28 protein-coding genes are annotated in these 24,938 nt (G+C 66.4%); 21 read left to right on the top strand and 7 right to left on the bottom strand.

The window, feature by feature from the left end; all coding sequences use genetic code 11:
• Window positions 1–51: 51 nt before the first annotated feature.
• Complete coding sequence (locus tag AB0N05_RS26285; RefSeq protein ID WP_364698517.1) at window positions 52–396, top strand: EthD domain-containing protein; 345 nt, start codon at window positions 52–54, stop codon at window positions 394–396.
• 102 nt (window positions 397–498) lie between these two features.
• Here the strand turns inward: AB0N05_RS26285 and AB0N05_RS26280 are convergent, their stop codons facing one another.
• Window positions 499–924: a hypothetical protein gene (locus AB0N05_RS26280; RefSeq protein ID WP_364698516.1), complete on the bottom strand. Its 426-nt coding sequence runs from the start codon at window positions 922–924 to the stop codon at window positions 499–501.
• A 123-nt stretch (window positions 925–1,047) separates the two neighbouring features.
• Here AB0N05_RS26280 and AB0N05_RS26275 point away from each other — a divergent pair, with 123 nt between their 5' ends.
• On the top strand, window positions 1,048–1,854 hold the full coding sequence (locus tag AB0N05_RS26275) for a helix-turn-helix transcriptional regulator (protein ID WP_364698515.1): 807 nt from the start codon (window positions 1,048–1,050) through the stop codon (window positions 1,852–1,854).
• A 25-nt stretch (window positions 1,855–1,879) separates the two neighbouring features.
• Here AB0N05_RS26275 and AB0N05_RS26270 read toward each other — a convergent pair whose 3' ends face one another.
• The gene (locus tag AB0N05_RS26270) at window positions 1,880–2,476 is read right to left on the bottom strand and encodes a DUF4126 domain-containing protein (protein ID WP_364698514.1); all 597 of its coding nucleotides are present in this window, start codon (window positions 2,474–2,476) and stop codon (window positions 1,880–1,882) included.
• Between the two features lie 239 nt (window positions 2,477–2,715).
• Between AB0N05_RS26270 and AB0N05_RS26265 the strand changes: the two genes are divergently transcribed.
• From AB0N05_RS26265 to AB0N05_RS26250, 4 genes are all read left to right on the top strand, one after another.
• Window positions 2,716–3,000 (top strand): hypothetical protein, encoded by a 285-nt coding sequence (locus tag AB0N05_RS26265; RefSeq protein WP_364698513.1) that lies wholly within the window; start codon window positions 2,716–2,718, stop codon window positions 2,998–3,000.
• Window positions 2,982–3,410 carry a DNA-binding protein gene (locus AB0N05_RS26260; RefSeq protein ID WP_364698512.1) on the top strand — a complete coding sequence of 143 codons (429 nt, stop codon included), beginning with the start codon at window positions 2,982–2,984 and terminating at the stop codon, window positions 3,408–3,410. Before AB0N05_RS26265 ends, AB0N05_RS26260 begins: the two co-directional genes overlap by 19 nt.
• 62 nt (window positions 3,411–3,472) lie before the next feature.
• Window positions 3,473–3,832, top strand: a complete 360-nt coding sequence (locus tag AB0N05_RS26255; RefSeq protein WP_364698511.1) for a nuclear transport factor 2 family protein — start codon at window positions 3,473–3,475, stop codon at window positions 3,830–3,832.
• A 181-nt stretch (window positions 3,833–4,013) separates the two neighbouring features.
• Complete coding sequence (locus tag AB0N05_RS26250) at window positions 4,014–5,342, top strand: hypothetical protein (protein WP_364698510.1); 1,329 nt, start codon at window positions 4,014–4,016, stop codon at window positions 5,340–5,342.
• Here the strand turns inward: AB0N05_RS26250 and AB0N05_RS26245 are convergent.
• Window positions 5,315–6,205, bottom strand: coding sequence for a helix-turn-helix domain-containing protein (locus AB0N05_RS26245; protein ID WP_364698509.1), 891 nt, complete (start codon window positions 6,203–6,205; stop codon window positions 5,315–5,317). The two genes, AB0N05_RS26250 and AB0N05_RS26245, sit on opposite strands and share 28 nt — an antisense overlap.
• Window positions 6,206–6,255: 50 nt before the next feature.
• Here AB0N05_RS26245 and AB0N05_RS26240 point away from each other — a divergent pair, with 50 nt between their 5' ends.
• A complete protein-coding gene (locus tag AB0N05_RS26240; RefSeq protein WP_364698508.1) occupies window positions 6,256–6,624 on the top strand; it encodes an arsenate reductase family protein in 369 nt (122 codons plus the stop codon).
• 10 nt (window positions 6,625–6,634) lie between these two features.
• Here AB0N05_RS26240 and AB0N05_RS26235 read toward each other — a convergent pair whose 3' ends face one another.
• Entirely contained in the window at window positions 6,635–7,090 is a 456-nt protein-coding gene (locus AB0N05_RS26235) for a nitroreductase family deazaflavin-dependent oxidoreductase (RefSeq protein ID WP_364698507.1), read from the bottom strand.
• 129 nt (window positions 7,091–7,219) lie between these two features.
• Between AB0N05_RS26235 and AB0N05_RS26230 the strand changes: the two genes are divergently transcribed.
• A complete protein-coding gene (locus AB0N05_RS26230) occupies window positions 7,220–7,912 on the top strand; it encodes a TetR/AcrR family transcriptional regulator (RefSeq protein WP_364698506.1) in 693 nt (230 codons plus the stop codon).
• A gap of 10 nt (window positions 7,913–7,922) precedes the next feature.
• On the opposite strand, the gene AB0N05_RS26225 is transcribed toward AB0N05_RS26230, so the two are convergent.
• Window positions 7,923–8,264: a DUF4873 domain-containing protein gene (locus AB0N05_RS26225; RefSeq protein ID WP_364699099.1), complete on the bottom strand. Its 342-nt coding sequence runs from the start codon at window positions 8,262–8,264 to the stop codon at window positions 7,923–7,925.
• The gene (locus AB0N05_RS26220; protein WP_364698505.1) at window positions 8,264–9,169 is read right to left on the bottom strand and encodes a diiron oxygenase; all 906 of its coding nucleotides are present in this window, start codon (window positions 9,167–9,169) and stop codon (window positions 8,264–8,266) included. The genes AB0N05_RS26225 and AB0N05_RS26220 overlap by 1 nt, the downstream gene beginning before the upstream one ends.
• A 135-nt stretch (window positions 9,170–9,304) precedes the next feature.
• On the opposite strand from AB0N05_RS26220, the gene AB0N05_RS26215 reads away from it, so the two are divergent.
• A complete protein-coding gene (locus AB0N05_RS26215) occupies window positions 9,305–10,021 on the top strand; it encodes a TetR/AcrR family transcriptional regulator (RefSeq protein WP_364698504.1) in 717 nt (238 codons plus the stop codon).
• A gap of 3 nt (window positions 10,022–10,024) precedes the next feature.
• On the opposite strand, the gene AB0N05_RS26210 is transcribed toward AB0N05_RS26215, so the two are convergent.
• Entirely contained in the window at window positions 10,025–11,227 is a 1,203-nt protein-coding gene (locus AB0N05_RS26210) for a DUF418 domain-containing protein (RefSeq protein WP_364698503.1), read from the bottom strand.
• Between the two features lie 142 nt (window positions 11,228–11,369).
• On the opposite strand from AB0N05_RS26210, the gene dop reads away from it, so the two are divergent.
• The 12 genes from dop to AB0N05_RS26150 all read left to right on the top strand — a co-directional run bounded on the left by dop (window position 11,370) and on the right by AB0N05_RS26150 (window position 24,858).
• Window positions 11,370–12,869, top strand: a complete 1,500-nt coding sequence (dop, locus tag AB0N05_RS26205) for a depupylase/deamidase Dop (protein WP_364698502.1) — start codon at window positions 11,370–11,372, stop codon at window positions 12,867–12,869.
• Between the two features lie 169 nt (window positions 12,870–13,038).
• Window positions 13,039–13,233, top strand: coding sequence for a ubiquitin-like protein Pup (locus AB0N05_RS26200; protein ID WP_201944403.1), 195 nt, complete (start codon window positions 13,039–13,041; stop codon window positions 13,231–13,233).
• Window positions 13,234–13,298: 65 nt separating this feature from the next.
• On the top strand, window positions 13,299–14,084 hold the full coding sequence (prcB, locus tag AB0N05_RS26195) for a proteasome subunit beta (protein ID WP_364699097.1): 786 nt from the start codon (window positions 13,299–13,301) through the stop codon (window positions 14,082–14,084).
• Window positions 14,081–14,860: a proteasome subunit alpha gene (gene prcA / locus AB0N05_RS26190; protein WP_364698501.1), complete on the top strand. Its 780-nt coding sequence runs from the start codon at window positions 14,081–14,083 to the stop codon at window positions 14,858–14,860. Before prcB ends, prcA begins: the two co-directional genes overlap by 4 nt.
• Before the next feature lie 278 nt (window positions 14,861–15,138).
• A complete protein-coding gene (pafA, locus tag AB0N05_RS26185; protein ID WP_364698500.1) occupies window positions 15,139–16,497 on the top strand; it encodes a Pup--protein ligase in 1,359 nt (452 codons plus the stop codon).
• A gap of 209 nt (window positions 16,498–16,706) precedes the next feature.
• Window positions 16,707–17,696 (top strand): YafY family protein, encoded by a 990-nt coding sequence (locus AB0N05_RS26180; protein WP_364698499.1) that lies wholly within the window; start codon window positions 16,707–16,709, stop codon window positions 17,694–17,696.
• A gap of 131 nt (window positions 17,697–17,827) precedes the next feature.
• Window positions 17,828–18,802: a YafY family protein gene (locus AB0N05_RS26175; protein ID WP_364699095.1), complete on the top strand. Its 975-nt coding sequence runs from the start codon at window positions 17,828–17,830 to the stop codon at window positions 18,800–18,802.
• Complete coding sequence (locus tag AB0N05_RS26170; RefSeq protein ID WP_364698498.1) at window positions 18,799–19,818, top strand: 2-dehydropantoate 2-reductase; 1,020 nt, start codon at window positions 18,799–18,801, stop codon at window positions 19,816–19,818. Before AB0N05_RS26175 ends, AB0N05_RS26170 begins: the two co-directional genes overlap by 4 nt.
• A gap of 66 nt (window positions 19,819–19,884) precedes the next feature.
• Entirely contained in the window at window positions 19,885–20,148 is a 264-nt protein-coding gene (tatA, locus tag AB0N05_RS26165; protein WP_364698497.1) for a Sec-independent protein translocase subunit TatA, read from the top strand.
• A gap of 97 nt (window positions 20,149–20,245) precedes the next feature.
• Entirely contained in the window at window positions 20,246–21,220 is a 975-nt protein-coding gene (gene tatC, locus AB0N05_RS26160) for a twin-arginine translocase subunit TatC (protein WP_364698496.1), read from the top strand.
• Window positions 21,221–21,223: 3 nt separating this feature from the next.
• Window positions 21,224–23,923 (top strand): RNA helicase, encoded by a 2,700-nt coding sequence (locus AB0N05_RS26155; protein ID WP_364698495.1) that lies wholly within the window; start codon window positions 21,224–21,226, stop codon window positions 23,921–23,923.
• Between the two features lie 110 nt (window positions 23,924–24,033).
• Window positions 24,034–24,858, top strand: a complete 825-nt coding sequence (locus AB0N05_RS26150; protein ID WP_364698494.1) for a DUF4333 domain-containing protein — start codon at window positions 24,034–24,036, stop codon at window positions 24,856–24,858.
• Window positions 24,859–24,938 lie beyond the last annotated feature (80 nt).

Below are 24,938 nucleotides of genomic sequence, written 5' to 3'. Positions count from 1 at the left end.
TAGCGTATGAGTTGCCTAGGCAAGTGAAACCGTGACATCGAGGAGCTTTCCGTGATCAAACTCAGCATCTTCCTGACCCGCCGGGCCGACCTCACCCACGAGGAGTTCGTGGACTACTGGACACAGCAGCACACCCCGCTGATCGCGAGCCTGCCCGGCGGGGAAGTCCCGGTCCGGCGCTACGTCCAGCTCCTGCCCACCGGTGACGAGATCCCCGGCGTCAGCAGCGTCTTCTACGACGGTGTCGCCGAGGTGTGGGTCGACGACATCGCCGACGCCGCACGCTGGTTCACCTCCGACACCTACACCACCACCATCGCCACGGACGAGGAGAAGTTCATCGACCGCTCCCGAACCCGCTTCCTCTACACCACCGAAACCCCGATCTTCGCCTGATCCAACCGGATTCGCCTCGACGGCGATGAGCGGTGCGGAGGCACTGACATCTGGCCCGCCGCCTCGGCGACGGATAACAACCGAACCCGCAGGCTGATCGGTTCAAGTTTGGGCGGGTGCTCGGCGGAGACCGAGGTATTCGAGTTCGGCGAAGGCGGCGACGACGGCCGCGCCGATCAGCATGAAGGCAACTCCCCACGTGGTGAGGGGGAGTGCGCCGGACGCTATCAGGGCGAGCATTGCTGCGGCCGATGTGGCATTTGCGGCGATCACTGTAATGGCGAGGCGGCGTGGGATTTCGGGGTAGCCGGCTATGAGGAGGAGGGCGGCTGCGCCGCCGAGCATGGCGACGCCGAAGGGGATGGACCAGTGGGAGGGGAGGCCGAGGGGGTCGCGGAGGAGGGGGCCTGCGGCCAGTAGTGCAGCTCCGAATGTTCCGGTGCTCCAGCCGTCTACGCGTAGTGCTGTGCGTAGGAAGTTCGAGCCCATTGTGATGGCGGCGGCGGGGGTGGGCAGCGTCGTCGTCATTTCTTCTCCTGTCCGAGCACCCGAACTGTTGGGGTGTCGAGTACGAGGGTGCCGGGGCGCGATCATGGTCTCAATGACCTCGGAGGTTATGGCGGGGCGGATCGGGGTGGATATTCTGCGGAAATGACCGCGAATCAGACAGGGCAACAGTCTCAGGTCGGGCCGTTGCTGCGGGAATGGCGGCAGCGGCGGCGACTGAGCCAATTGGAATTGGCATTGACGGCGGAGACCTCGTCCCGCCATGTGTCGTATGTCGAGACCGGGCGTGCGCTGCCAAGTCGTTCCATGGTGTTGCGCCTGTGCGAAACCATGGATGTTCCACTGCGCGAACGCAATACGCTCCTGCTGGCGGCGGGGTATGCCCCCGCGTACCGCGAAAGCAGCCTGGATCAAGCCGAATTGGCCTCGGTCCGTTCGGCGCTCGACACCATGCTCGCCGCCCATGACCCGTATCCCGCCGTGGTCGTGGACCGGTACTGGAATGTGGTGACCGGCAATCCCGCCATGTCCGTCCTCATGACCGGCATTCCCGACCATCTGCTGACCCCGCAGCCCAATGTCTACCGCCTGGTCCTGCACCCGGAGGGTTTGGCCGCCCATCTCGTCAATCGGGCACAGGTTCGCGCCGTCTTCCTCGAACGCCTGCTCCGCCAGGTCAATGCCACCGGCGACCCCCGCCTGCGCGATCTCTACGACGAAGTCCGCGCCTACCCGCTGCCCATCGACCCCGACGACGCCGAGGAAGCTCCCGGCCCCTTCGAGGTCCCCATCCGAATCCGCACTCCCATGGGCGAACTCCGCATGTTCAGCACCATGGCCACCTTCGGCGCGCCCGCCGACGTCACCCTCTCGGAACTCGCGATCGAATTGTTCTATCCCCTGGACGATTTCACCGCCACGGCGCTGCGCACGCTCGCGGCGGCTCGCTGAGCGGGACGGTCGCGGGCCGCCGCGATCAGACAGCGGCCGCGAGTCGTTCCTCGCGCCGCTGCCGACGACGAATGAGATAACGGCGAATCCGGCTCGCGGCCAGGTACAACACCATCAGCCCGATCACCAGCAGTACGCCCGCGCACACCGCCGCGAGCACCGGGTGGAAGATCGCAAGGGTCACAATGCCCGCGACCGTGACGTCCTCGACCAGGCTCATCACAATATTGCTCGCAGGCTCAGGCGACGTATTGATCGCCATCCGCGTGCCAGCCTTCACCAAATGGCTTGCCAGCGCGGTAGTTCCACCCACCGCTCCCGCCGCCAACTGCGGAAGAGACCCATCCTGCCCGGCGAGCAGCGCAGCCACCACCGCCCCGGCAGCAGGCCGCACCACGGTATGCAACGCATCCCAGAACGAATCCAAATACGGAATCTTGTCCGCCACAGCCTCGATCAAGAACAGCACCGCCGCCGCGATCAACACGTCGGTCCGCTGCAACGCCTCCGGCACCTCATCAGAAATCCCGGTCACGCCGAAAATGCCGAGCAGCAGCACCACCGCATACGCATTGACGCCACTGGCCCAGCCCGCAGTAAAGATCAAGGGCAGTGCAGTCACCGGCCCATCCTAGGCTGACCACCCCACTCCCGCTGCCCTCAAAATCTTGGCCACCGCCCGGTGGGATCCGTGACGTCGGTCCGGAAGGGAGCAGTGTCAGCGATCCAAGCAACGGCTTCACGTTGCCGTGTGAGCAGCTGAACGAGGTCGGGCTCCGTGACATCGCTGATGTCCTCAGGTGGTTCGTCCACAGCCACAATTGTGGCACTGTTTCCTACTTTGATTGATAAACTTGGGAGATGTCGGAGCCTGCGTTCGAAATCGGTGAAGGCCCCGCGACCCGGGTGAGTCTGTCGCTGCCGGAGGGGACGGCGGCGGCGATTCGGCGGCGCGTGGGGAAGCGGGAGTTCTCGTCGTTCATCACGTCCGCCGTCGAGCGGGAACTCCGTGGGCTGCTGCTGGATGAGTACTTGGCCGACTATGAGGAGCGCAATGGGCCACTGTCCGAGGCGGTTCGGCGGCAGGCGGCGGAAAAGTTCGATAGGGCGCTGCTAGGCGAGGCTCCGTGGCAGAGCGCAGGGTGAAGGGGAAGCGGCCGGCGCAACAGGGCACCGTTGTTCTCGATAGTGAGGGTCTGTCGAGACTTGTCGATGATGAGCCGGGCGTCGTCGCGCTGATCGCGGAGGCCCGCATGCGACGAATGGAAGTCGTCATGAGCGCGCTGACGATCATCGAGGCTACGCATCGAAAGACCGATCGAGCACGGCTGACGTGGCTGCTGTCCACTATTCGGGTCGAGCCCGTCGATGACGCGAGCGCGAGATCGGCTTCGGAACTACTGCTGGGCAGCGGATTGCACGGGCACAAGTACGCGATCGACGCGGTGGTGGCGGAACTTGCTGTGCGGCAGCCGCAGCCGGTCCTCCTGATCACCAGCGATCCGGAGGATATGCATGCGCTGTGTGGCGATGCTGTGCGGATCGTCACGGTCTGAGGGTGCCTGGCTTTACCTGACACGTAATCGACTTGGTGCGGGCTGGCGAAGATGCTTGGTACATGAGCGAATACGAGAACGTTGCACAGCGGTACATCGAGATTTGGAATGAGCAGGATGGGGGGAAGCGGCGGGCTTTGATTGATGAGTTGTTCGCTGCGGATGTGGCGTTCACCGATCCGCTGACGCAGATCACGGGGACGGATGCGATCGAGGCGATGGTGGCCGGGGCGCAGGAACAGTTCGCGGGGTTGAGCTTCGGGCTGGGGCCGGTGGATGGGCATCACGATATTGCTCGGTTCACGTGGACGTTGGATGCGCCTGGCGCGGATGAGCCAATCGTGATCGGGTTCGACGTGGTGACCTTGGCGGAGGGGCGGATCAGCCGGGTGACGGGATTCCTGGACAAGGTGCCGGGCTGAGTTCCGATTTGCGGCCGACCACCTATGTGCGATCGAATACGACTGCGGCGCAAGGTGGTCGGCCGTGCGGGGGCTCTGTCATGCGGATGTGTCCAAACTATGACCTTGCCCTCAGTGCGCCCGGGAGTCGTGCGGTGCGCCATACGATCCGGGCTGAATTTTGCGGGAAGGCGAAGAGGCCATGGATCGAAATGCGTTCGTCGAAGTGATGAACGAGGCGAGCGGCATGCTGGAGTCGGGCCAGGCGGATCAAGCCCTGGTCCGGCTATCGGCGTTCGATGATGGGCTGCTGGACGCGCCGGACCCCAAGGACTACGGCTGGATCGTGTCCTACCGCTTCCGGGCCGCCTTCGCCGCGGGCGATTTCGCCCAGGCCCTGCACATCGCCGAACGCGGCCCCGCCCGCTTTCCCGCCGATATCCCGCCCAGCACCCTCGCCACCATGTACTCCATGGGTGTGGAGGCCGCCACCCAGCTCGGCCGCGCCGAAAGCGCCGTCACCATGGCCGACCGCTGCATAGACCTGCGCCGCGCACACGGCGAACACGGTGAAGTGCTGATGGCCGCCATGACCGCCTGCACCCTGCTCGGCGATATCGAAAGACACGATCTGGCGGGCCGATACGCACAACTGCTGGTCGTCGAGGGCGAAGGCTACGACGACTATCGCGGCTACGGCTACTACGCCATGTGCGCAGCCATCGAACACGGCGTCGGCGGCCACCTCATCGACACCCTGCGCGCGGGCCGCGAATGGCTCACCGGCCATGACAATGAATTCGCCCGCGTAGCACTGGAATACCTGGACGAATCCCCGGTCGTGCACGATCCGGCCGCCGCCCCGCCTCTTCCTGCCGCCGGCGCGGCCACCGAACTGCTACGCATCGGCGACGCCGCACCGCCCGTCGTGACCGGCCCGCAGCAGCCGCCCGCCGAACAGATCGCGGGCGGCGAAACCGCCGACGCCCTGATGGACGCGCAACGCTACGCAATCGCGGCCGCCGCCTACCGCGCCCTCGTCGACGATGCCGTCGCCACCGGCAACCCCGATCCGCTGATCATGGGCAAATCCGTGCTCGGCCTGCTCATGGCGCTCATCTTCGACAATCAGGTCGGCGACGCGCATTCGGTCTGGATCGACGAGCAGGGCCCCACCTACCTCGGTATCTGGTCCCTGGAAAACGGCCAGACCTCCGTCCACGACGCCATGGCCTACAACCTGGTCGCCGCCTTCCTGCACTCCCTGAGCACCGGCGACCGCAATGCCTCCAACCACGCCGTCGACTCCCTCATGGGCCGCACCCTGGATTGGGCGTTCGAACACGACCCGCAGGCCGTCCCCCCGATCCTCAATACCTGGCGCCGCCACCTGCACGAAATCCACGAAGGCGATCCGGCTCCCGAATACCTCTGGAACTTCGACCAGGCCGCCCAACGCTGGAACGGCCCGATCCCCGAGGGCGGCCTGTACTGGATGCGCCCCTACCGCTGGGTCGTGGACTGGCTCTGAGCGGCGTCATCGCTGCGTAAGAATGTTCCCGGCCTCGCCCATTCGATGTCGTGATCCACGAGCCCGGGATACCCGGCCAGCCGCGCGGGAGTCATTCCGGTGAACGCCAGCACATCTCGATGCAGATGCGACTGGTCGACATAGCCACCCTCCGCCGCGACGCGGGCCGCGCTGTCGCCCGCGACCAAACGCCGCGTGGCACAGTCGAATCGAACCAGTTTCGCGGCGAGCTTGGGTGGCACTCCGAGCTGTGAGCGGAACCGCGACCACAGACGTTTGCGACTCCACCCGACCTCGACCGCCAACTCCTCGACCCGTATTCCGCCTCGGCTCACCATGATCCGATTCCAGGCCCAGGCCACTTCCGGATCCGGTGCCCGTCCCGCGTCGTGTCGGCGGGCCATCCATTCCTCCGCCAGCGCGAAACGGCCTGTCCACGAGGGTGAATCACACAACTGCTGCCCGATACGCGCCGCGTCCCGCCCCCACACGTCGTCGGCGGCGACCACCGCATGGTCCAATTCCGCTAGGGACGTACCCAATACGGCGTGCGCGACCACCGGAGATATGCGCATCTCCACACACTCGATTCGCTCGCCCCGCATCCGAATCGCCTGGGGTCCAAGCCCTGCGACCAGACTTCCCCGCTGCTCCCGCCCGGCGGCGTCCTCCACGAGGAGATTGCCCTCACCGAATTGCAGAATCACCGTGACGGCCGGATGCGGAAACACCGGCTGCGCGACCGGTCCCGCGCTCAAATCCCGGAATCCGATCATCCCGATACCGGAAATCCGGCCGGGCCGCGACGGCCGCGCGACATCCCACCTGCCCGCGAGATCATGCTCATGCCCGGTGGCTCGCATCGCCCCATGCTACTGACGGCGCACCGGCGCTGATGTTTTAAGCTGCCGATATGGCATCCGAACCGACCGAGATCTGGCATAACCCGAAGTGCTCGAAGAGCCGCAATGCCAAGACCGTGCTCGATGAAAACGGTGCAGATTATGTCGAGCGGCGCTATCTCGACAATCCGCCGTCGGCCGCCGAAATCCGGGCTGCGCTGGGCAAACTCGGCCTGGAACCGTGGGATATCACACGGACCGGTGAGGCCGAGGCCAAGGAATTGGGGGTGTCCGCGTGGGGCCGTACGGCCGCCGATCGGGACCGCTGGATCGAGGCGCTCGCATCGCATCCCCGATTGCTCCAGCGGCCCATCGTATTCACCGCGGATGGTCGTGCGTTCATTGCTCGCAGCGATGAGGCGCTCGACGAACTGCGCTGAGGCGCACTGATCACGCGAGGGCGAAGACCGGGAATCCCGGTGCGATCTCGGCCAACTGAGCATCGGTCGCGTTCTTGTCGACTCCCTCGAAGAAGCGGCCGACCTCCCAGCCCCAGCGATCCAGGTAGGCGCGCAGCACGGGGATCTTGTCCGCGTCGGAAACCTCGGTGGCGGAGAAGACTTCGGCCTTTCGGCCCAGGCGCAGCTCGCCGGTGCCGACGGCGCGCAGGTTCCGCACCCACTGGGTGTGCCCGCGCGGCGCGACCAGGTAGCGGGCGCCGTCGTCGGTGGTGAGGACATTGACCATGGTGGTGCGCCATTCGCCGCTCTTGCGGCCGCGCACCGCCAGAAGCCGGGAACCGGCGACGCTGATGCCGAGCTTCGGCAGCATATTGAAGATGCGGTTCATGATCGGGTCCAGGCCGGAGGGGCCGATGTAGCGGGTGGCGGCGTTCTTGGCGTCCATGACGGTTCCTTTTTGTCTCCGCGAGAGCGGTGCTCTCTGATGTGATCAGTGTGCGCGCAAAGGCGACGCGCTGTCAAGAGCGGTGCTCTCGAAATAGTCCGGTGATCCGAAACGTGGCACACTGGGCGGATGAACGCCCCTCGAACGGCCCGGGAACGGGCCCGCGCCGAGATCACCCGCGAGATCACCGATGCCGCGCGCCGACAGCTCGCCGAATCCGGCGCGCCCGCGCTCTCCCTGCGTGCCATCGCCCGTGAACTCGGCATGGTCTCGTCCGCGCTGTACCGGTACTTCCCGAGCCGCGACGACCTGCTGACCGCCCTGATCATCGAGGCCTACGACGCCATCGGCGCGGCCGTCGAAAAGGCCGCGGGCGCAGCGCAAACGCCGCGCGCGCAATGGCGTGAGGTGTCGAAAGCGGTGCGGGCGTGGGCGATTGCGCATCCGCACGAGTACGCGCTGGTCTACGGCTCACCCGTGCCCGGGTATCAGGCTCCGGAAGCCACCGTCGCGCACGCCGCCCGGGTGCCGATTGTCGCGCTCGGTATCGTGCGCCAGGCATGGGAGAACGGAACTCTCGACGTGACCGCGGAGACCCTCGCGCCCGAACTCGCGGCCCAATCCGGAGGTATCGCAGCACAAGTCGCGCCCGGGGTGCCGGAGGTGGCCGTCGCCCGCACGGTGCTGGCGTGGACGCAGCTCTTCGGTGCGGTGACCTTCGAGCTGTTCGGGCAGCTGAAGAACAGCATGGACCCGGCGGAACCGTTCTTCGACTACTACGTCGAGTCCATGGCCGACTTCATAGGCCTGCGAACTTCATAGGCCTGCGAACCTAATTCGCGAACGGCGGCGCGCCGATACCGACAATCCGCAGGTTGCCCCACGGGTCGCGCTCCTGAAGCTGACCCCGGGCCGGAGTTCTGCCCGGGATCGTCAGGATCACTTGCCCGCGTCCGGGATCGGGCAGTTCGACGCCGTCCGGCGCGGAAATCCGTCCGTACCAATGGAAATGGCCGTCGATCGGATCGAGATAGCCGCTCAGGGCAACCGTGACCGGAAGCTCCGCACCGGGTGCGTCCAGCAGCGCCGGACCCGAATACTCCGGCGCGGGTTCGGGTTCCGCGAGTTCCGGGAAATTCTCGGCGGCGTGCTTCCCGAGCCGCGACAGCCGCATCACATCAGCCCCCGACGCCGCCAGATCCGCTTGCCGATCGGCCCGATCAACCCCTGCTTGTCCAGGAACGCACCGAGATTCGCCGCGCCCACGCCGAGTACCCGCTTGGCATGCGGATTGTTCCGGGCAATGCGGCGCGCACCCCGGCCATCCTCGATCCCGGCGCGAACATACATATGCCAGTTCGTCATCAGATATACGAACAGCGGCGCGGCCACCGCGACGCACAACCGCACGTACGCCAGCTCCGTCCGCGACATGGTCGGCACCCGCCGTGCCAGCGCGTCCCGCGCGAACCCGATGTGCCGCGCTTCCTCGGTGACGTGAATTCGCATGGCGCGCGCCACGATCGGCTGTAGTTCCGGATCTTCGAGGGTCTGTCGCTGGATGGCGTCGAAGATCTCCTCGCCGACCAATGCGCCGACCCACACCATCGGCCCGCGCAGGAAGATCTGCAGCGAGCTGATCACCAGCCGCTCATGGCCTTTGGGCCAGTACGGCCGCGCCTCGATGCGGTCGATGAGCTTGCCGAACATCATCATGTGGCGGCATTCGTCGCCCATCTCGGTGAGCGTGTAATGCGAATGCCGGGAGGTGGGATCCCCGGACATGAGTTCGCGCAACAGCAGTCGATTGAGCAGGTTCTCGAACCAGATGCCGACCGACAGCACGCTGGCCAGTTCCTGGCGGGAGAGTTCGCGGCGCTGCTCATGGCTCATGGCTTCCCAGAGCGCGGTGCCGTAGAGCGAGACGACCTCGGGTGGCAGGAAGAGTTTGTCCGGGTCCAGTGGTGCGTCCCAGTCCATATCGACCACCGGGTCGTAGGACTTCTTCACCGATCCGGTCAGCAAACGTTGCGCGAAGGATTCCCGGGAGGTTTGTGCGGCCGTTGCTGTGTTGGCCACGGCATTCTTTGCTCCATTGGCTACGGCATTGTCGCCCATGGCAGCTCCTGACTCTTTTTAGTGCTACAAGCTGTTACACTCAGATTAGTGGTACATGATGTATCGGTCAATGGTCGGGTGGGTATCGTGAAGCGGGTGACCGGAACCAGCGCAACCCCATCGACCGCGGTCGCCGACGGCCGCAGCACCCGCTGGAACGGCCACAAGGCCCGCCGCCGCGCCGATATGCTCGACGCCGCCCTCGCCGTCATCGAGGAGAACGGCACCGAAATCTCGGTGCGCCAGATCGCGGATCGACTGCACGTCCCGCGCCCGGTCGTCTACCGCCACTTCGAGGGCCGCGCCGATCTCGATGAGCAAATCCGCGGCCACATCCTGGAAACGCTGCTCGCCGAACTGCTTCCGCGCCTGCGCCCCGACGGCACCGTCCGCGATGCCGTGCGCGGTGCGGTCGGCACCTACGTCGGCTGGGTCGAACGCCACCCCAACCTGCACCGCTTCCTCGCCGCCGCCGACCCCCAGGGCGAATCCTCCAGCGCCCTCGCGGGTGCGAAGGACCGCATCGGCGGCCAGCTGGCAAACATCTTCGCCGACACCCTCGCGCGATTCGGCATCGACCGAAATCGGGCCCGCCCCATGGCCTTCGGCATGATCGGCTTCGTCGACGGCGTGGTGAACAGCTGGCGGGCCGATCCCGCCACCACCCTCACCAGCGAGCAGGTCGAAGGCATCCTCGCCGAATCCGTTCTCGCGCTCCTGGAAGGCAATGCCCGCAGCCTCGACGTCCCGCTGACTCGCGACACGGTCGTCTCCGACCTCATCTCCCGAGTCGAAGCGGCCCGCGCGAACTGACCCTTACCGGGTGATGGCCCGATAGCTGTTGTTCCACAGCCATTCCACCGGCCCGCGCTCGAAGCGGCGCAACCAGAAGTGAGCGAAGGTCAGCATGAGGGCGCTGACGAGCAGGTAAATGCCGACGGTGAACGGCACGCGGGCGACGGGGGAGACCAGTTCAGCCAGGCCCAGCCCCCAGCCGTAGCAGATGCTGCCCGCCACCAGGTTTTGCAGGATGTAGCAGCTCAGGGCCATGCGGCCGACCTCGCTGAAGCGGCGGGCCACGAAACCCGATGTGGGGCGGCGGACATAGAGTTCGGCCACGAGGGCCAGGATCCCCAGCGAGACGAACGGGGCGATACCGTAGCGGGTGAAGACGGTGCCGCCGGTCATGCCGATCGCCAGGTCCAGCGGCGCGGCAATGCCGAAGCCGATGATCATGAGCCGCTTACGGATTCGCGCACCCCGCGCCTCGAACACCCCGGCGTGGAACAGTCGCGCGCCGAGCAGGAACAGCGCGATGGACATCGGGAAGATGAGGATCGGCTCCAGCCGGAACAGCAGCATGTGCTCCCAGCGGTAGACCACCAGATCCCAGAAGGAGCCATCCGCATAGGGATTCGGGTCGACCGGCTTCGAAGGCTCCTGTGAATCACCCAGCGCCAGGCCGATCCCGAGCAGCGTGAGCATGGTCACGTGGATACTCGACGCCACGATCAGCCAGCGCCGCCGCGCCTTCGGCCCGGTCGCCAGCACGAACGCCACCACCAGCCCGGTCACGGCATAGCCCATGAGCACGTCGAATTCCGCGACCAGGAAGAAGTTCAGCAGCCCGTCCACGAACAGCAGCCCGGCCCGGACCGGATAGCCGCCCGGCCAGGCCTGTCCGCCGCGCACCGCCGAGGCCTGCTGAATCGCCAGCCCGATCCCGAACATAATGGTCAGCAGTCCCAGGAACTTGCCCTGCGGGAGCTGTTGCAGGAACTTCTCCGCCCAGAGCCAGGCGCCTTCGGGCTCATCCTGCTGCTCGACGTAGCCCATCAGGCCCGCGCCATTGGTGAAGATCCAGATATTGGTGCCCAGCGTCCCCAGAATGGCGATGCCGCGCAGGACATCCAATGCGGGCAGCCGTGCCGGACGGGTTTCTGCGGCAAGCGGATTCGGTTCGGCGGCGACCACGTCAGCCGGGCCTTCCGGGTGCGGCGGGGATACCGATTCGACCATGCGTGACAGTGTGCCGTCGGTCCAGGTCAGCGCGAATCGCCCGGGAGGACGACCCGCGATACGCCGCAGGAATGATGCGACCCGGAGATCGGGCTCACCCCGGGCGCGCCCGATTCGCGGCATCGTCGCCTAGGCTCGACCTATGGAGCGCATCATCGGAATCGAGGTCGAGTACGGCATTTCGACGCCTTCGGAGCCGTCGGCCAACCCGATTCTCACGTCCACTCAGGCGGTGCTCGCCTATGCCGCGGCCGAGGGCGTGCCGCGCGCCAAGCGAACCCGCTGGGACTACGAGGTGGAATCGCCATTGCGCGACGCGCGTGGTTTCGATCTCGGCCGGCTCAATGGGCCCGCGCCGGTGATCGATGCCGACGAGGTCGGCGCGGCGAACATGATCCTCACCAATGGGGCCCGCCTCTACGTCGATCACGCACACCCGGAGTACTCCGCGCCCGAGGTCACCGACCCGCTGGACGCGGTCATCTGGGACAAGGCGGGGGAGCGCGTCATGGAGGCCGCCGCCCGCTACGCCTCCAGCGTGCCCGGCGCACCGCGAATGCAGCTGTACAAGAACAATGTCGACGGCAAGGGCGCTTCCTACGGCACCCACGAGAACTACCTGATGAGCCGCGAGACGCCGTTCAACCAGATCATTGTCGGGCTCACGCCGTTCTTCGCATCCCGGCAGGTCATCTGCGGTTCCGGCCGCGTCGGTATCGGCCAGTCCGGCGACACCCCCGGCTTCCAGCTCTCGCAGCGCTCGGATTACATCGAGGTCGAGGTCGGCCTGGAGACCACGCTCAAGCGCGGCATCATCAATACCCGCGACGAACCGCACGCCGACGCCGACAAGTACCGCCGCCTGCACGTCATCATCGGCGACGCCAACCTCTCCGAATGGTCCACCTACCTCAAGGTCGGCACCACCGCCCTGGTCCTGGACCTGATCGAGGCCGGTGAGGACCTCTCGGATCTGCAGCTGGCCCGCCCGGTCACCGCCGTGCACACCATCAGTCACGACCCGACCCTGCGCGCCACCGTCGCCCTGGCGGACGGCCGCGAGCTGACCGGCCTTGCGCTGCAACGCATCTACCTCGATCGTGTCGAGAAGTTCATGGACCGCGAGGGCATCGACGACGCCCGCGTGCAGGACGTCATCGAGAAGTGGGCGCACGTGCTCGACCTGCTCGAGCGCGACCCCATGGAAACGGCCGATCTGCTCGACTGGACCGCCAAACTGCGCCTGCTGGAAGGCATGCGCACCCGCGAGGGCCTCACCTGGTCCGCGCCCAAGCTGCACCTGGTGGACCTGCAGTACTCCGATGTGCGCCTCGACAAGGGCCTCTACAACCGCCTGGTCGCCCGCGGATCCATGCAGCGCCTGGTCTCCGAACAGCAGGTCATGGACGCCATGACCAACCCGCCCACCGACACCCGCGCCTACTTCCGCGGCGAATGCCTGCGTCGCTTCGGCGCGGATATCGCGGCGGCCAGCTGGGATTCGGTCATCTTCGACCTCGGCGGCGACTCCCTGGTCCGCATCCCGACCCTGGAACCGCGCCGCGGCACCAAATCCCATGTGGGCAAGCTCCTCGACGGTGTTCACACCGCCGCCGAACTGGTGCAACAGCTCACGCACTAAGAAGAGATCGATCGACCCGGTATGCCGGTCCGGCAGGCTGCCGGGAGGTCGCGGGCAGGCGTCATTGCGGTTAATCCGGCATCTTGTCGCCTGCTCTGGGTACTGTTGGTGACACGAGCTTCGGGTTTTGACCGGAGCTCGCCGATGATCACAGAGGAGGTCGGCTGCTATGGCACAAGAGCAGACCAAGCGCACCGGTGGTGGCGACGAGGACGAGGGCCCCGAGGGGGCCGGCGCTGCCGGTCAGGAGCGTCGCGAGAAACTGGCGGAAGAAACCGACGACCTGCTCGACGAGATCGATGACGTCCTGGAGGAGAACGCGGAGGACTTCGTCCGCGCCTACGTGCAGAAGGGCGGCCAGTGACACCAGGTGACCCCCTGCGGCTCCAGACGGGGTTCGCCCTCTCCTCCTTCTCGGAATACCTGCGGATGTACGCCCCGGAACTCTTGCCCGGCAATGGTTTCGGATCCGGCAGCGCACCCTCGCACGGGGGTACGCCGTCGGATATCGCACCGCACGGCACCACCATCGTCGCGGTCAGCTACCGCGGCGGCGTGCTGATCGCGGGCGACCGCCGGGCCACCCAGGGCAACCTGCTGGCCCAGCGCGATATCGAGAAGGTGTACATCACCGACACCTTCTCCGCGGCGGGCATCGCGGGCACCGCGGGTATGGCCATCGAGATGATCCGGCTCTTCGCCGTGGAACTCGAGTACTACGAGAAGATCGAGGGCGTCCCCCTCACCTTCGACGGTAAGTCCAACAAACTCTCGAAGATGGTGCGCGACAACCTCCCCGCGGCCCTGCAGGGCCTCGCGGTGGTGCCGCTGCTGGTCGGTTTCGACCCGGATCAGCAGGACCCGGACAAGTCCGGGCGCATCGTGTCCTACGACGTGGTCGGTGGTCGCTCCGAGGAGCGATTCGGTTACACGGCGGTCGGTTCCGGTTCGCTGTTCGCGAAGTCTTCGCTCAAGAAGACCTACCGTCGCGGCATCGATCAGGCTCGGGCGCTGAGCATTGCGGTGGAGTCGCTGTTCGACGCCGCCGACGATGACACCGCCACCGGTGGCCCCGACACCATGCGGGGCATCTACCCGACGGCGATCATCATCGATGCCGAAGGCTCCGAAGAGGTGCCGGAGGAGCGGCTGGCCGAGATCACTCGCTCGATCGTGAGCGCGCGCGAGGCCGAAGAAGGGGGTGCCTCAGCATGACGTTGCCGTATTACGCGTCCGCCGAACAGATCATGCGCGACAAGACCGAACTTGCGCGCAAGGGCATCGCCCGCGGCCGAAGCGTCGCGGTGCTGGTGTACGACAAGGGTGTGGTGTTCGTGGCCGAGAACCCCTCGGCCACGCTGCACAAGGTGAGTGAGTTGTACGACCGGGTCGGTTTCGCCGCGGTCGGCAAGTACAACGAGTTCGAGAGCCTGCGCCGCGGCGGCATCCTGCAGGCCGATCTACGCGGGTACCAATTCGACCGGCGCGATGTCACCGGCCGGTTCCTGGCCAACCTGTACGCGCAGAGCCTCGGCAGCATCTTCACCGATCAGCTCAAGCCGTTCGAGGTGGAGATCTGCATCGCCGAGGTCGGCTATCCGGATCAGGTGCAGAACTCGGTCCTGTACCGGATCAACTTCGACGGATCCATTGTCGACGAACGGGAATTCGTGGTGATGGGCGGCAATACCGACCCCATCGTCGCGGCGCTCAAGGAGTCCTACCGTCCGGGCATGGACCTGCACACCGCCGTCACCGTGGCGACGGCAGCGCTGGCCAAGGCCACCCCGGAAGGTGCCGACAAGGACAAGCCGCGGACCGTGGGAGTGTCGTCGCTGGAGGTGGCGACCCTCGAACAGTCCCGGCCCCGCCGCGCCTTCCGGCGTCTCGCGGGTTCGGCGCTCCACGAGTTGATCACCGGAAAAGCGCAAAGCGCCAAGGCCGCGGCCGAGTCCGACAAGCCTTCCTCCGGAGACCCCTCCAAGGCATAGAAATACCCGATTCCCCCGGCCGCGCGGACAGCGTTTTCGTCATGAATGCGCGGCCGGGGGTTTCGTCTGCGCGCATAGCCGCGAAATGCCCGGCGGCACTTTGCACTCGGGTAGTCCGAGTGTTTGCACTCGGGACAGCAGAGTGCAAAGGGCACTTACTTTTTGGCAGGTGGCACCGCGTGCGGCGTTGCATCCCGTGCGAAATCGTTGCCAAGACGTTTGCATCGGCTGCCCGCTAGCACCTATATGCGGCACTACATCGCTGTAATGTCGAAAGAGTGCAGCGACGAATCATGGGGATCGAAACCGAATTCGGGGTGACGTGCACGTTTCACGGTCACCGTCGGTTGAGTCCAGACGAGGTGGCCCGGTACCTTTTCCGCCGGGTAGTTTCCTGGGGCCGTAGCTCTAACGTGTTCCTCCGCAACGGTGCCCGGCTCTACCTTGATGTCGGTTCCCATCCGGAGTACGCGACGGCCGAGTGTGACAGCCTGGTGCAGCTTGTCACGCATGACCGGGCCGGTGAGCGGGTCCTCGAGGATCTGCTGATCGATGCCGAGCAGCGGCTGGCCGAAGAGGGGATCGGCGGTGACATCTACCTCTTCAAGAACAACACGGACTCGGCCGGAAACTCCTACGGCTGCCATGAGAACTTCCTCGTGGTGCGCGCCGGAGAGTTCTCCCGGATCTCCGATGTGCTCCTGCCCTTCCTGGTGACGCGGCAGCTCATCTGCGGGGCCGGAAAGGTGCTTCAGACGCCGAAGGCCGCCACCTTCTGCCTGTCCCAGCGTGCCGAGCACATCTGGGAGGGCGTGTCCTCGGCGACCACGCGTTCGCGGCCGATCATCAATACGCGTGACGAGCCGCATGCCGATGCCGAGAAGTACCGGCGCCTGCATGTGATCGTCGGCGACTCGAATATGGCCGAGCCGACCACCATGCTCAAGCTGGGCACCGCCTCGCTGGTCCTGGAAATGATCGAGGCCGGTGTCGCATTCCGAGACTTCGCTCTGGACAACCCGATTCGGGCCATTCGCGAGGTGTCGCACGATCTCACCGGGCGGCGTCCGGTGCGCCTGGCGGGCGGTCGGCAGGCCTCCGCGCTCGATATCCAGCGCGAGTACTACGCCCGCGCCGTCGAGCACCTCAACAACCGCGACCGCGACCCGCAGGTGGACGCCGTGGTGGATCTGTGGGGCCGCACCCTCGATGCCGTCGAGGCGCAGGATTTCGCCAAGGTGGACACCGAGATCGACTGGGTGATCAAGCGCAAGCTCTTCCAGCGCTACCAGGACCGCTACAACATGGAGCTGTCCGATCCCAAGATCGCCCAGCTGGACCTGGCCTACCACGACATCAAGCGCGGACGCGGCGTCTTCGACCTGCTCGCGCGCAAGGGCCTGGCCAAGCGGGTCACCGAGGACGAGGCGGTCGACGCCGCGGTCACCACGCCGCCGCAGACCACCCGCGCCAAGCTGCGCGGTGATTTCATCACCGCCGCGCAGGAGGCAGGCCGCGATTTCACGGTCGACTGGGTGCACCTGAAGCTGAACGACCAAGCCCAGCGCACGGTCCTGTGCAAGGACCCGTTCCGCTCGGTCGACGAGCGCGTGGACCGCTTGATCGCCTCCATGTAGCTGGTCAAACGCGATGCCGGGCCGCGAACCCCACTGAGGGTTCGCGGCCCGTCTCGGTTCTGGACTGAGTGGAGCGGGGGAGCGAAGCGGAGGAGCGGAGGGAGGGAAGAACCGAGACTTCGGGGGCCGCGAACAGCCGGAGCGAAGCGGAGGCAAAACAAACACAGCCCGCCAAACGTCTCGGCGTTGGGCCTACTACTCTCTTGGGGGTGGCGATATCCAAGGTCGAGCGGTTGATGAATCTGGTTATCGCGCTGCTGTCGACCCGCCAATTCCTGACCGCGGAACGCATCCGCGACAGTGTCGCGGGATACGAGGAGTCCGCGAGCGATGAGGCGTTCAGCCGCATGTTCGAGCGGGACAAGAACGAGCTGCGCGATCTGGGCATACCCCTGGAAATCGGCCCGGTGAGCCGACTTTCGGGAGTCGAGGGCTATCGGATCAATCGGGATGCCTACGAGCTACCCGATATTGATCTGTCCAGTGCGGAGGCCGCCGCCGTCGCGGTGGCGGCGCAATTGTGGGAGTCCCCGGAGCTGGCGACCGCCATCGAGGGCGGTCTGCTCAAACTGCGCGCCGCGGGCATTCATGTGGAACCCGATGCGGGCGTGGCCGCCGTACCCGCCGTCCCGGCGCGCACCCGCGGCTCGGAACCGGTGCTGGGCAAGCTCCTGTCGGCCATCGACGCGGGCCGCGCGGTCCGCTTCCAGCACCGCCAATCCCACGGCGAACCCGTTGAACGCGATGTGGACCCGTGGGGCGTGGTGACCCATAACGGCCGCTGGTACCTGGTCGGGCACGACAATGCCCGCGATGCCACGCGCACCTTCCGCATCTCCCGCATCGGCGCGGAGATCACCGAATACGGCCCGGCCACCGTGCACAAGCCCGAAGACCTGGACCTGCGCGAGCTGGTCGCCACGGTCACCGGACAGGCCCCGATCACCGGATCGGCGACGGTCTGGGTGGCGAAGGGGCGCGGTCAGGAGATTCGCCGCCTGGGCGCGACCATGGAGGAGCACGTTCTGGGTGGCCGCCCGGGTTCGATCGTGGAGGTACCGATCCGTTCGCGCGACTGGCTGGCCCGGCTCATTACCGGCCTCGGCGCGGACGCCCTGGTGCTGGCCCCGGAAGATCTGCGGGACAATGTGATTGCCCGGCTCGAATCGGTTCTGAAGCGTACGGAGGTCACGGCGTGAGCGACGGAGCCGGAGGCGAGCGTAACCACGGAGGCGCCCGGGAACGCCGCGGTGGGCAGAGCGTGAACGCGCGCGCATCCGATGGGCGTCGTGGCAATGCCGCAGCGGCGGGCAGCCGATTGTCGGTGCGCATGGCGCGACTGCTGAACATGGTGCCGTACTTCCAGGCCAATCCGGGTATCGGAGCGGCCGAGGCCGCAGCCGAACTGGGCGTCACCACCAAGCAGCTGATGACCGACCTGAATCAGCTGTGGATGTGCGGCCTGCCGGGTTATGGCCCAGGCGATCTCATCGACCTGTCGTTCTCCGAGGAGAGCATCGAGGTCACCTTCTCCGCGGGCATCGACCGCCCGCTGCGCCTCACCTCGCTGGAGGCGACCGCGCTGCTGGTGGCCCTGCGCTCGATCGCGGACCTGCCCGGCATGGTCGATCCGAGCGCCGCGCATTCGGCCATCGCCAAGATCGAATCCGCCATCTCCGGACGGGAATTCACCGGTCCGACCCTGCCGGTGCCGGTGGAGGCGCCGTCCGTGGCGACCGTCCGGTCCGCGCTCGAGCATGACCACGCCCTGCGCCTGGTCTACTACTCCGCCAGCCGCGATGAGGTCTCCGAACGCGTCGTGGACCCGATCCGAATCGTGCTGGTGGACAACAACAGCTACCTGCAGGCCTGGTGCCGCCAGGCCGAGGGCGTGCGCCTGTTCCGCCTCGATCGCATCGAGGAGGCCACCGAACTGGAGGAACCGGCCCGCCCGCCGGTGGACGCCACCGACGAGATCGCCGCCCTGGACCTGTTCGTCGATGATCCGGCGGTTCCCTTGGCGCGCTTGCTGGTTCACCCCGACTACGCCTGGGTGCTCGAGCAGTACCCGATGCACCTGGTCGCCACGCATGCCGACGGCGGCATCGAGGCGACCATGCGCTTCGCCACCCTGGATTGGATGGCGCGGCTGCTCTTGGGCTTCGGCGCCGGTGTCACGGTGCTCGGCCCGCCGGAGTTGGTCACCGCCGTGCGGGAACGCTCGGGTGCGGCCCTGTCCGCGTATTCGGCTCTGGCCGAGGACAATGCGTTCGCCCGGACCGGTTTGGAGGAGGTCGGTCCTTGACCTTTCGAGTAACCGTGCTCGGCGCGGGCAGTATCGGGGTGTATGTCGGCGGCAAGCTGGCGGCGGCGGGCGCGGATGTCACCTTTGTCGGCCGTCCGCGCATGCTCGACGAGATCACCGCCTCCGGGCTGCGACTGACCGATCTGGACGGCAATGACGAGCGGGTCGAGCCGATCGCGTTCCGCACGGCCACCGAGCCGTCGGGTGACGCCGATCTGGTCCTGATCACCGTCAAGTCCGCCGATACCGCGAACGCCGCCCAGCAACTGTCCGGCCTGCTGAAGCCCGGCACGGTCGTGCTGAGCCTGCAGAACGGCATCGGCAATGATGCGGTGATCCGGGAAATCCTCCCCACCTGCGTGGTGCTGGCGGGCATGGTCATGTTCAATGTCGTGCACCATCCGGGTGGTCGTTTCCACCGCGGCACCGCGGGCGGGGTCGATATCGCCGATGATCCGGTGCTCGATCGGTTCGCCCCGGTGTTCCGCCAATCCGGGCTGGGCATCAAGCGTTATGCGGATCTGCTGCCGATCCAGTGGGCGAAACTCCTTCTGAACCTGAACAATCCGATCAATGCCCTTTCCGGCCGCCCGCTGCGCGAGGAACTCGGCACCCGCGACTACCGCCGTTGCCTGGCATTGGCTCAGGCCGAGGCCCTGGCGGCCATGGAGCGGGCCCGAATCCGTCCGGCCCGGCTCACGGTGCTGCCGCCGGAGGTCATGGTGCGGCTGCTAACCGTGCCCGATGGTCTGTTCCGCCGGGTTGCGGGCAAGGTGCTGGCCATCGATCCGGTGGCGCGATCGTCCATGGCCGATGATCTGGCGGCCGGGCGCAAGACCGAAATCGCTTGGCTGTGCGGTGAAATCGTGAGCCTGGGCGCCATGGTCGGACTTCCGACTCCGGTGAACCGAAAGCTCATCGAACTCGTTACCGCGGCAGAGGGTGGTGACCGTCGTACCTGGTCCGGCCCCGAACTGCTGGCGCAATTGAGCGGTGCGGCGCACCGCGGCTCTTGACGACGCAAGCGCTCATATGCATGTCCGGTAGCATTTGAAACACCACAGTCTTTGGAGGTTGGAATTATGGGCAGCATCAGCCCGTGGCATTTGCTGATCGTCGCACTGGTCTTCCTGCTGTTCTTCGGCTCGAAGCGGATGCCCGACGCGGCCCGCAGCCTGGGCCGCTCCATGCGGATCTTCAAGAGCGAAGTCAGCCAGATGCAGACCGAGGCCGCCAAGCCGGCCGAGACCGCCCCCGAGGCGGCCGCCCCGCAGCAGCTCCCCGCCGCGCAGCCGGTGCAATCCACCGCCGCGCAGCCCGTGAATGTCGAGAAGCCCCAGGTCTGACACTTTCCTGACGCCCGGGGTCGAGTGAGGCACTCACCCCGGGTGAAGCGTTGTCCAGGTCCGGGGCGTTCATTCGCAGCGAGGCAGTCACACACACATGCGCATTCCGTTCGATCCGCGCCGCAGTAAGCGCCGGACCAATCCCGAGGGCACCATGTCCCTCGTCGAGCATCTGGCCGAGCTGCGGTATCGCCTGCTCGTCGCGCTGGCGGCCATTTCGGTCACCACGCTGCTCGGGTTCTTCTGGTACTCGCATTCGTTCCTCGGCATCGAGAGCCTCGGCGATCTGCTGACTGGACCGTATTGTGAACTCCCCGCGTCCTCGCGCGCCAATATCAGCCCCGATGGGGCGTGCCGCCTGCTGGCCACCGCACCGTTCGAGCAGTTCATGCTGCGGCTTCAGGTGGGCGCGACCGCGGGTGTGGTGCTGGCCAGCCCGATCTGGCTGTATCAGCTGTGGGCGTTCGTCACGCCCGGGCTGTACTCGAAGGAGCGCAAGTACGCGATCTCCTTCGTCACCGCGGGCGCGACCCTGTTCGTGGCCGGTGCGGTGCTGGCGTACTGGATCGTCGCGCACGCCCTGAGCTTCCTGCTCACCATCGGCAACAACACCCAGATCACCGCGTTGAGTGGTTCGCTGTACTTCGGGTTCATCATCAAGCTGCTGATCATCTTCGGCGTGAGTTTCGAGACCCCGCTCTTGATCGTGGGCCTGAACTTCCTGGGTGTGCTGACCTATGAGCGGCTCACCAAGTGGCGGCGCGGGCTTATTTTCGGCCTGTTCGTGTTCGCCGCCATCGTGACTCCGCAGGACCCGTTCTCCATGCTGGCGCTGGCTCTGGCGCTGACCGTGCTGTTCGAGATCGCGGTGCAGATCGCGCGCATCAATGACAAGCGCAAGGCCCGTGCGGCCGAGAACTGGGCGAACCTGTCCGACGATGAGGCCTCACCGCTCGACGAGAGCAGCGGCGGCATCGACGGCGTGACTCCGGTGGACACCCCCGAACCGGTTCCCGCGGCCACGCCCGAAAAAACAACGCGAGGCGTGTCGGATTACTCGGATACGCTCTGACGCGTGGCATCAAGGTCGCTTACTGGCGAACTCGCGGCATTCGCCGCCGAACTGAAATTCGAGCTCGATCCGTTCCAGCGGGACTCCTGTGTGGCCCTCGAGGGCGGGCACAGTGTGCTCGTCTGCGCGCCCACCGGTGCGGGTAAAACCGTCGTCGGTGAGTTCGCGGTGCATCTGGCGCTGGCCTCGGGCGGCAAATGCTTCTATACGACGCCCATCAAGGCGCTGTCGAACCAGAAGTTCGCCGATCTCACCGCGCGCTACGGTCGCGATACCGTCGGCTTGCTGACCGGTGACCAGTCCATCAATCCGGGCGCCTCGGTCGTGGTCATGACCACCGAGGTGCTGCGGAACATGCTGTACGCGGGTTCCGATGCGCTGCACGGGCTTTCGTATGTGGTCATGGACGAGGTGCACTACCTGGCCGACCGGTTCCGCGGCGCGGTGTGGGAGGAGGTCATCCTGCACCTGCCGCCGGAGGTGAAGCTGGCGAGCCTGTCCGCGACGGTCAGCAATGCCGAGGAGTTCGGCGCGTGGATGGAGACGGTGCGCGGCAATACCACGGTCATCGTGGACGAGGTGCGGCCGATTCCCTTGTGGCAGCACGTCATGGTGGGCAAACGGCTGTTCGATCTGTTCGATCAGCGCTCCAGCGACCAGAAGGTGGTCGTGGACGAGGACCTGGTGCGCTATATCAAGCATCGGGAAGCCACCGACCGCATGGACAATTGGGCGGTTCCGGGCCGGGGGCGGGGTGGGCCGCGGCGCAATTTCCGGCCGCTGCCGCGTCCGGAGATGATCGCGCAACTCGATGCGGCGGGGCTGCTTCCGGCCATTACGTTCATCTTCAGCCGGGCGGGCTGCGATGGCGCGCTCGCGCAGTGCGTGCGCTCGCGGCTGGATCTTTCGCGCGAGGAGGACCGCGAGGAGATCAACGCGATCATCGAGAAGCACACCGGGGATCTGCCGCGCAGCGACCTCGAGGTGCTGGGCTACTACGAGTGGCGTGAGGGCCTGCACCGCGGTTTCGCCGCGCATCACGCGGGGATGTTGCCCGCCTTCCGGCATACGGTCGAGGAACTGTTCGTGCGCGGGCTGGTGAAGGTCGTATTCGCCACGGAGACACTGGCTCTGGGCATCAATATGCCCGCGCGCACGGTGGTGCTGGAACGACTGGTCAAGTTCAATGGCGAGACGCACGCCGAGCTGACCCCGGGTGAATACACGCAGCTCACCGGGCGTGCCGGGCGGCGTGGCATCGATGTCGAGGGTCACGCGGTGGTCATGTGGCAGCCGGAGGTGGACACCAGTGCGGTGGCCGGTCTGGCCTCGACCCGGACCTATCCGCTGCGCAGTTCGTTCCGGCCCGGCTACAACATGTCGATCAATCTGATCGACCGGATGGGTGCGGCGGAATCGCGGGCGCTGCTGGAGCGGTCCTTCGCGCAGTTCCAGGCGGACCGGGCGGTTGTCGGACTGGTGCGCGGCATCGAACGCAATGAGGCGCAACTGCGCAAGCTGCGCTCCCAGCTCGGCGATGACGACTTCTTCGAGTATTTCCAACTGCGCGAACGCATTCGGGAACGGGAGCGGACGATCGAACGGCAGGGCCGCACCGATCGCCGGTCCGAGGCCGTGGCGGCGCTGATCGCGCTGCGGCGCGGTGATGTGGTGGCGATTCCGTCTGGCCGTCGCCAGGGCCTCGCCGTCATTCTGGAACCCGATGCGACACCGGGTGATCCGCGCCCGCTGGTGCTCACCGAGGACAAGTGGGCCGGACGCGTCTCGGCCGCCGACTTCCCGACCCCGGCGCAGGCGCTGGGCCGATTGCGGCTGCCGCGGCACGTCGATCACCGCACCGCGCGGGTGCGCCGGGATCTGGCTTCGTCTTTGCGCAATACCGGCATCATTGCGCCGGGGCGGGGTCGGCGCGGCGGCGGACCGAAGTCGAAGGCCGCCGACGATCGCCAGTTGCAGACCTTGCGCACTGCCCTGCGTAATCACCCGGCGCATCAGCGCCCGGACCGGGAACAGCTGGCGCGCATCGGCGAACGCTACAACCGGGTGGAACGCGAAACCGAGTCCATGCGCCAGCAGGTCGCGGCTACCACGAATTCGCTGGCCCGCACCTTCGATCGGATTCTCGCGCTGCTGGATGAGCGCGGCTATGTCGACGAAGGTGAGGTGACCGCCGACGGTCGTCGCCTGGCCCGCATCTACGGCGAGGCCGATCTGGTGGTGGCCGAAAGCCTGCGCCAGGGTCTGTGGCGGGGTCTCGGCCCGGCCGAGCTGGCGGCCGCGGTGTCCATCCTGGTGTACGAATCCCGCCAGGAGGGCGGCTATCTCGGTGCTTCCGGCCCGACCGAGCCGATTCGCCGGGCGGTGGATGCCACGATCGGCGTGTGGTCGCAATTGCGCACCGATGAGGCCAAGCATCGGCTGCCGCCGACCCGTGAACCGGACGTCGGATTCATTACCGGCATCTATACGTGGGCGCGCGGGGACGATCTCGCCGATGCCCTGCTGGCCAGTGGCGATCGCGGAAACTCGCTGTCTGCGGGCGATTTCGTGCGCTGGTGCCGACAGGTCATCGATCTGTTGGATCAGATCCACAACACCGCCGACGATGTCGAGGTCGCGGGTACCGCGTCCAAGGCGGTGCGGGCAATTCGGCGGGGTGTCGTGGCCGTGGACGCGGCGTAGTAGATATGACTGTGCTTTGATTCTTTGACACCGACCGCAGTGGGTTCACGAGCGTGTACCCGCTCGGGGGGCTAGCGTGTGTAGGACGGATTGCGAGTGGAGGCAAGCAAATGAGCGGCCCGTACGGACCGAACGACGCCCCTGGCACAGGGGAGGGACGCAACGATCCGACGCAGCACTGGGGTGGCGGTCAGCCCGCGCCCGGTGGCGCCGGACCGACTCAGCAGTGGGGTGGGCAACCGCAGCAGCCTGGGCAACCGCAGCAGCCTGGGCAACCGCAGCAGCCGGGGCAACCGCAGCAGCCTGCGCAACCGACCACCCAGTGGGGCAGTGACCCCAACCAGCCGCAGCAGCCGGCTCAGCCGTGGGCGCAGAGCCAGCCGCAGCAACCCCAGCAGCCGCAGCAGAATTGGGGCCAGAGCCAGCCGCAGTGGCCGCAGCAGGGTCAGCCGGGGCAGCCCGGTCAGCCCGGGTGGGATCAGCAGCAGCCGCAGACCGGTCAGCAGCCGTGGGGGCAGCAGTCGCAGCCGCAGTGGCCGCAGCAGGGTCAGCCCGGTCAGCCGGGTCAGCCGGGTTGGGATCAGCAGCAGCCGGGCCAGCCGTGGCAGCCGCAGCCGCCGAAGAAAAAGAAGACCGGTCTCTTCATCCTGCTCGGTCTGGTCGCGGTGATCGTGGTCGGCGCGATCGTCGGTGGCGTGTTCTACCTGACCGCCAAGGATCAACTGGACGACAAGGCCGTCGCGACCGGTGTCCAGAAGGTGCTCAAGGATTCCTACGGCATCGAGGATGTCCAGGATGTGAGCTGCCCGTCCGGCCAGAAGGTCGAGGTCGACAAGACCTTCGACTGCACCCTCAAGGTGGGTGGCGAGGCCAAGAAGGTCACCATCAAGGTCACCAAGGACGACGGCACCTACGAGGTCGGTCGCCCGAGCTAGTTCAGTTTCATCGGCACGGTGTTTCAGTCAGCACAGTGGATGGGCGCTCGCGTGGTGCGGGCGCCCGAGCTGTTTTCCGA

This window comes from Nocardia sp. NPDC051030 (genome assembly GCF_040683015.1).
Classification (GTDB): Bacteria; Actinomycetota; Actinomycetes; order Mycobacteriales; family Mycobacteriaceae; genus Nocardia.
This window is presented reverse-complemented; position numbering and strand designations above follow the sequence as displayed.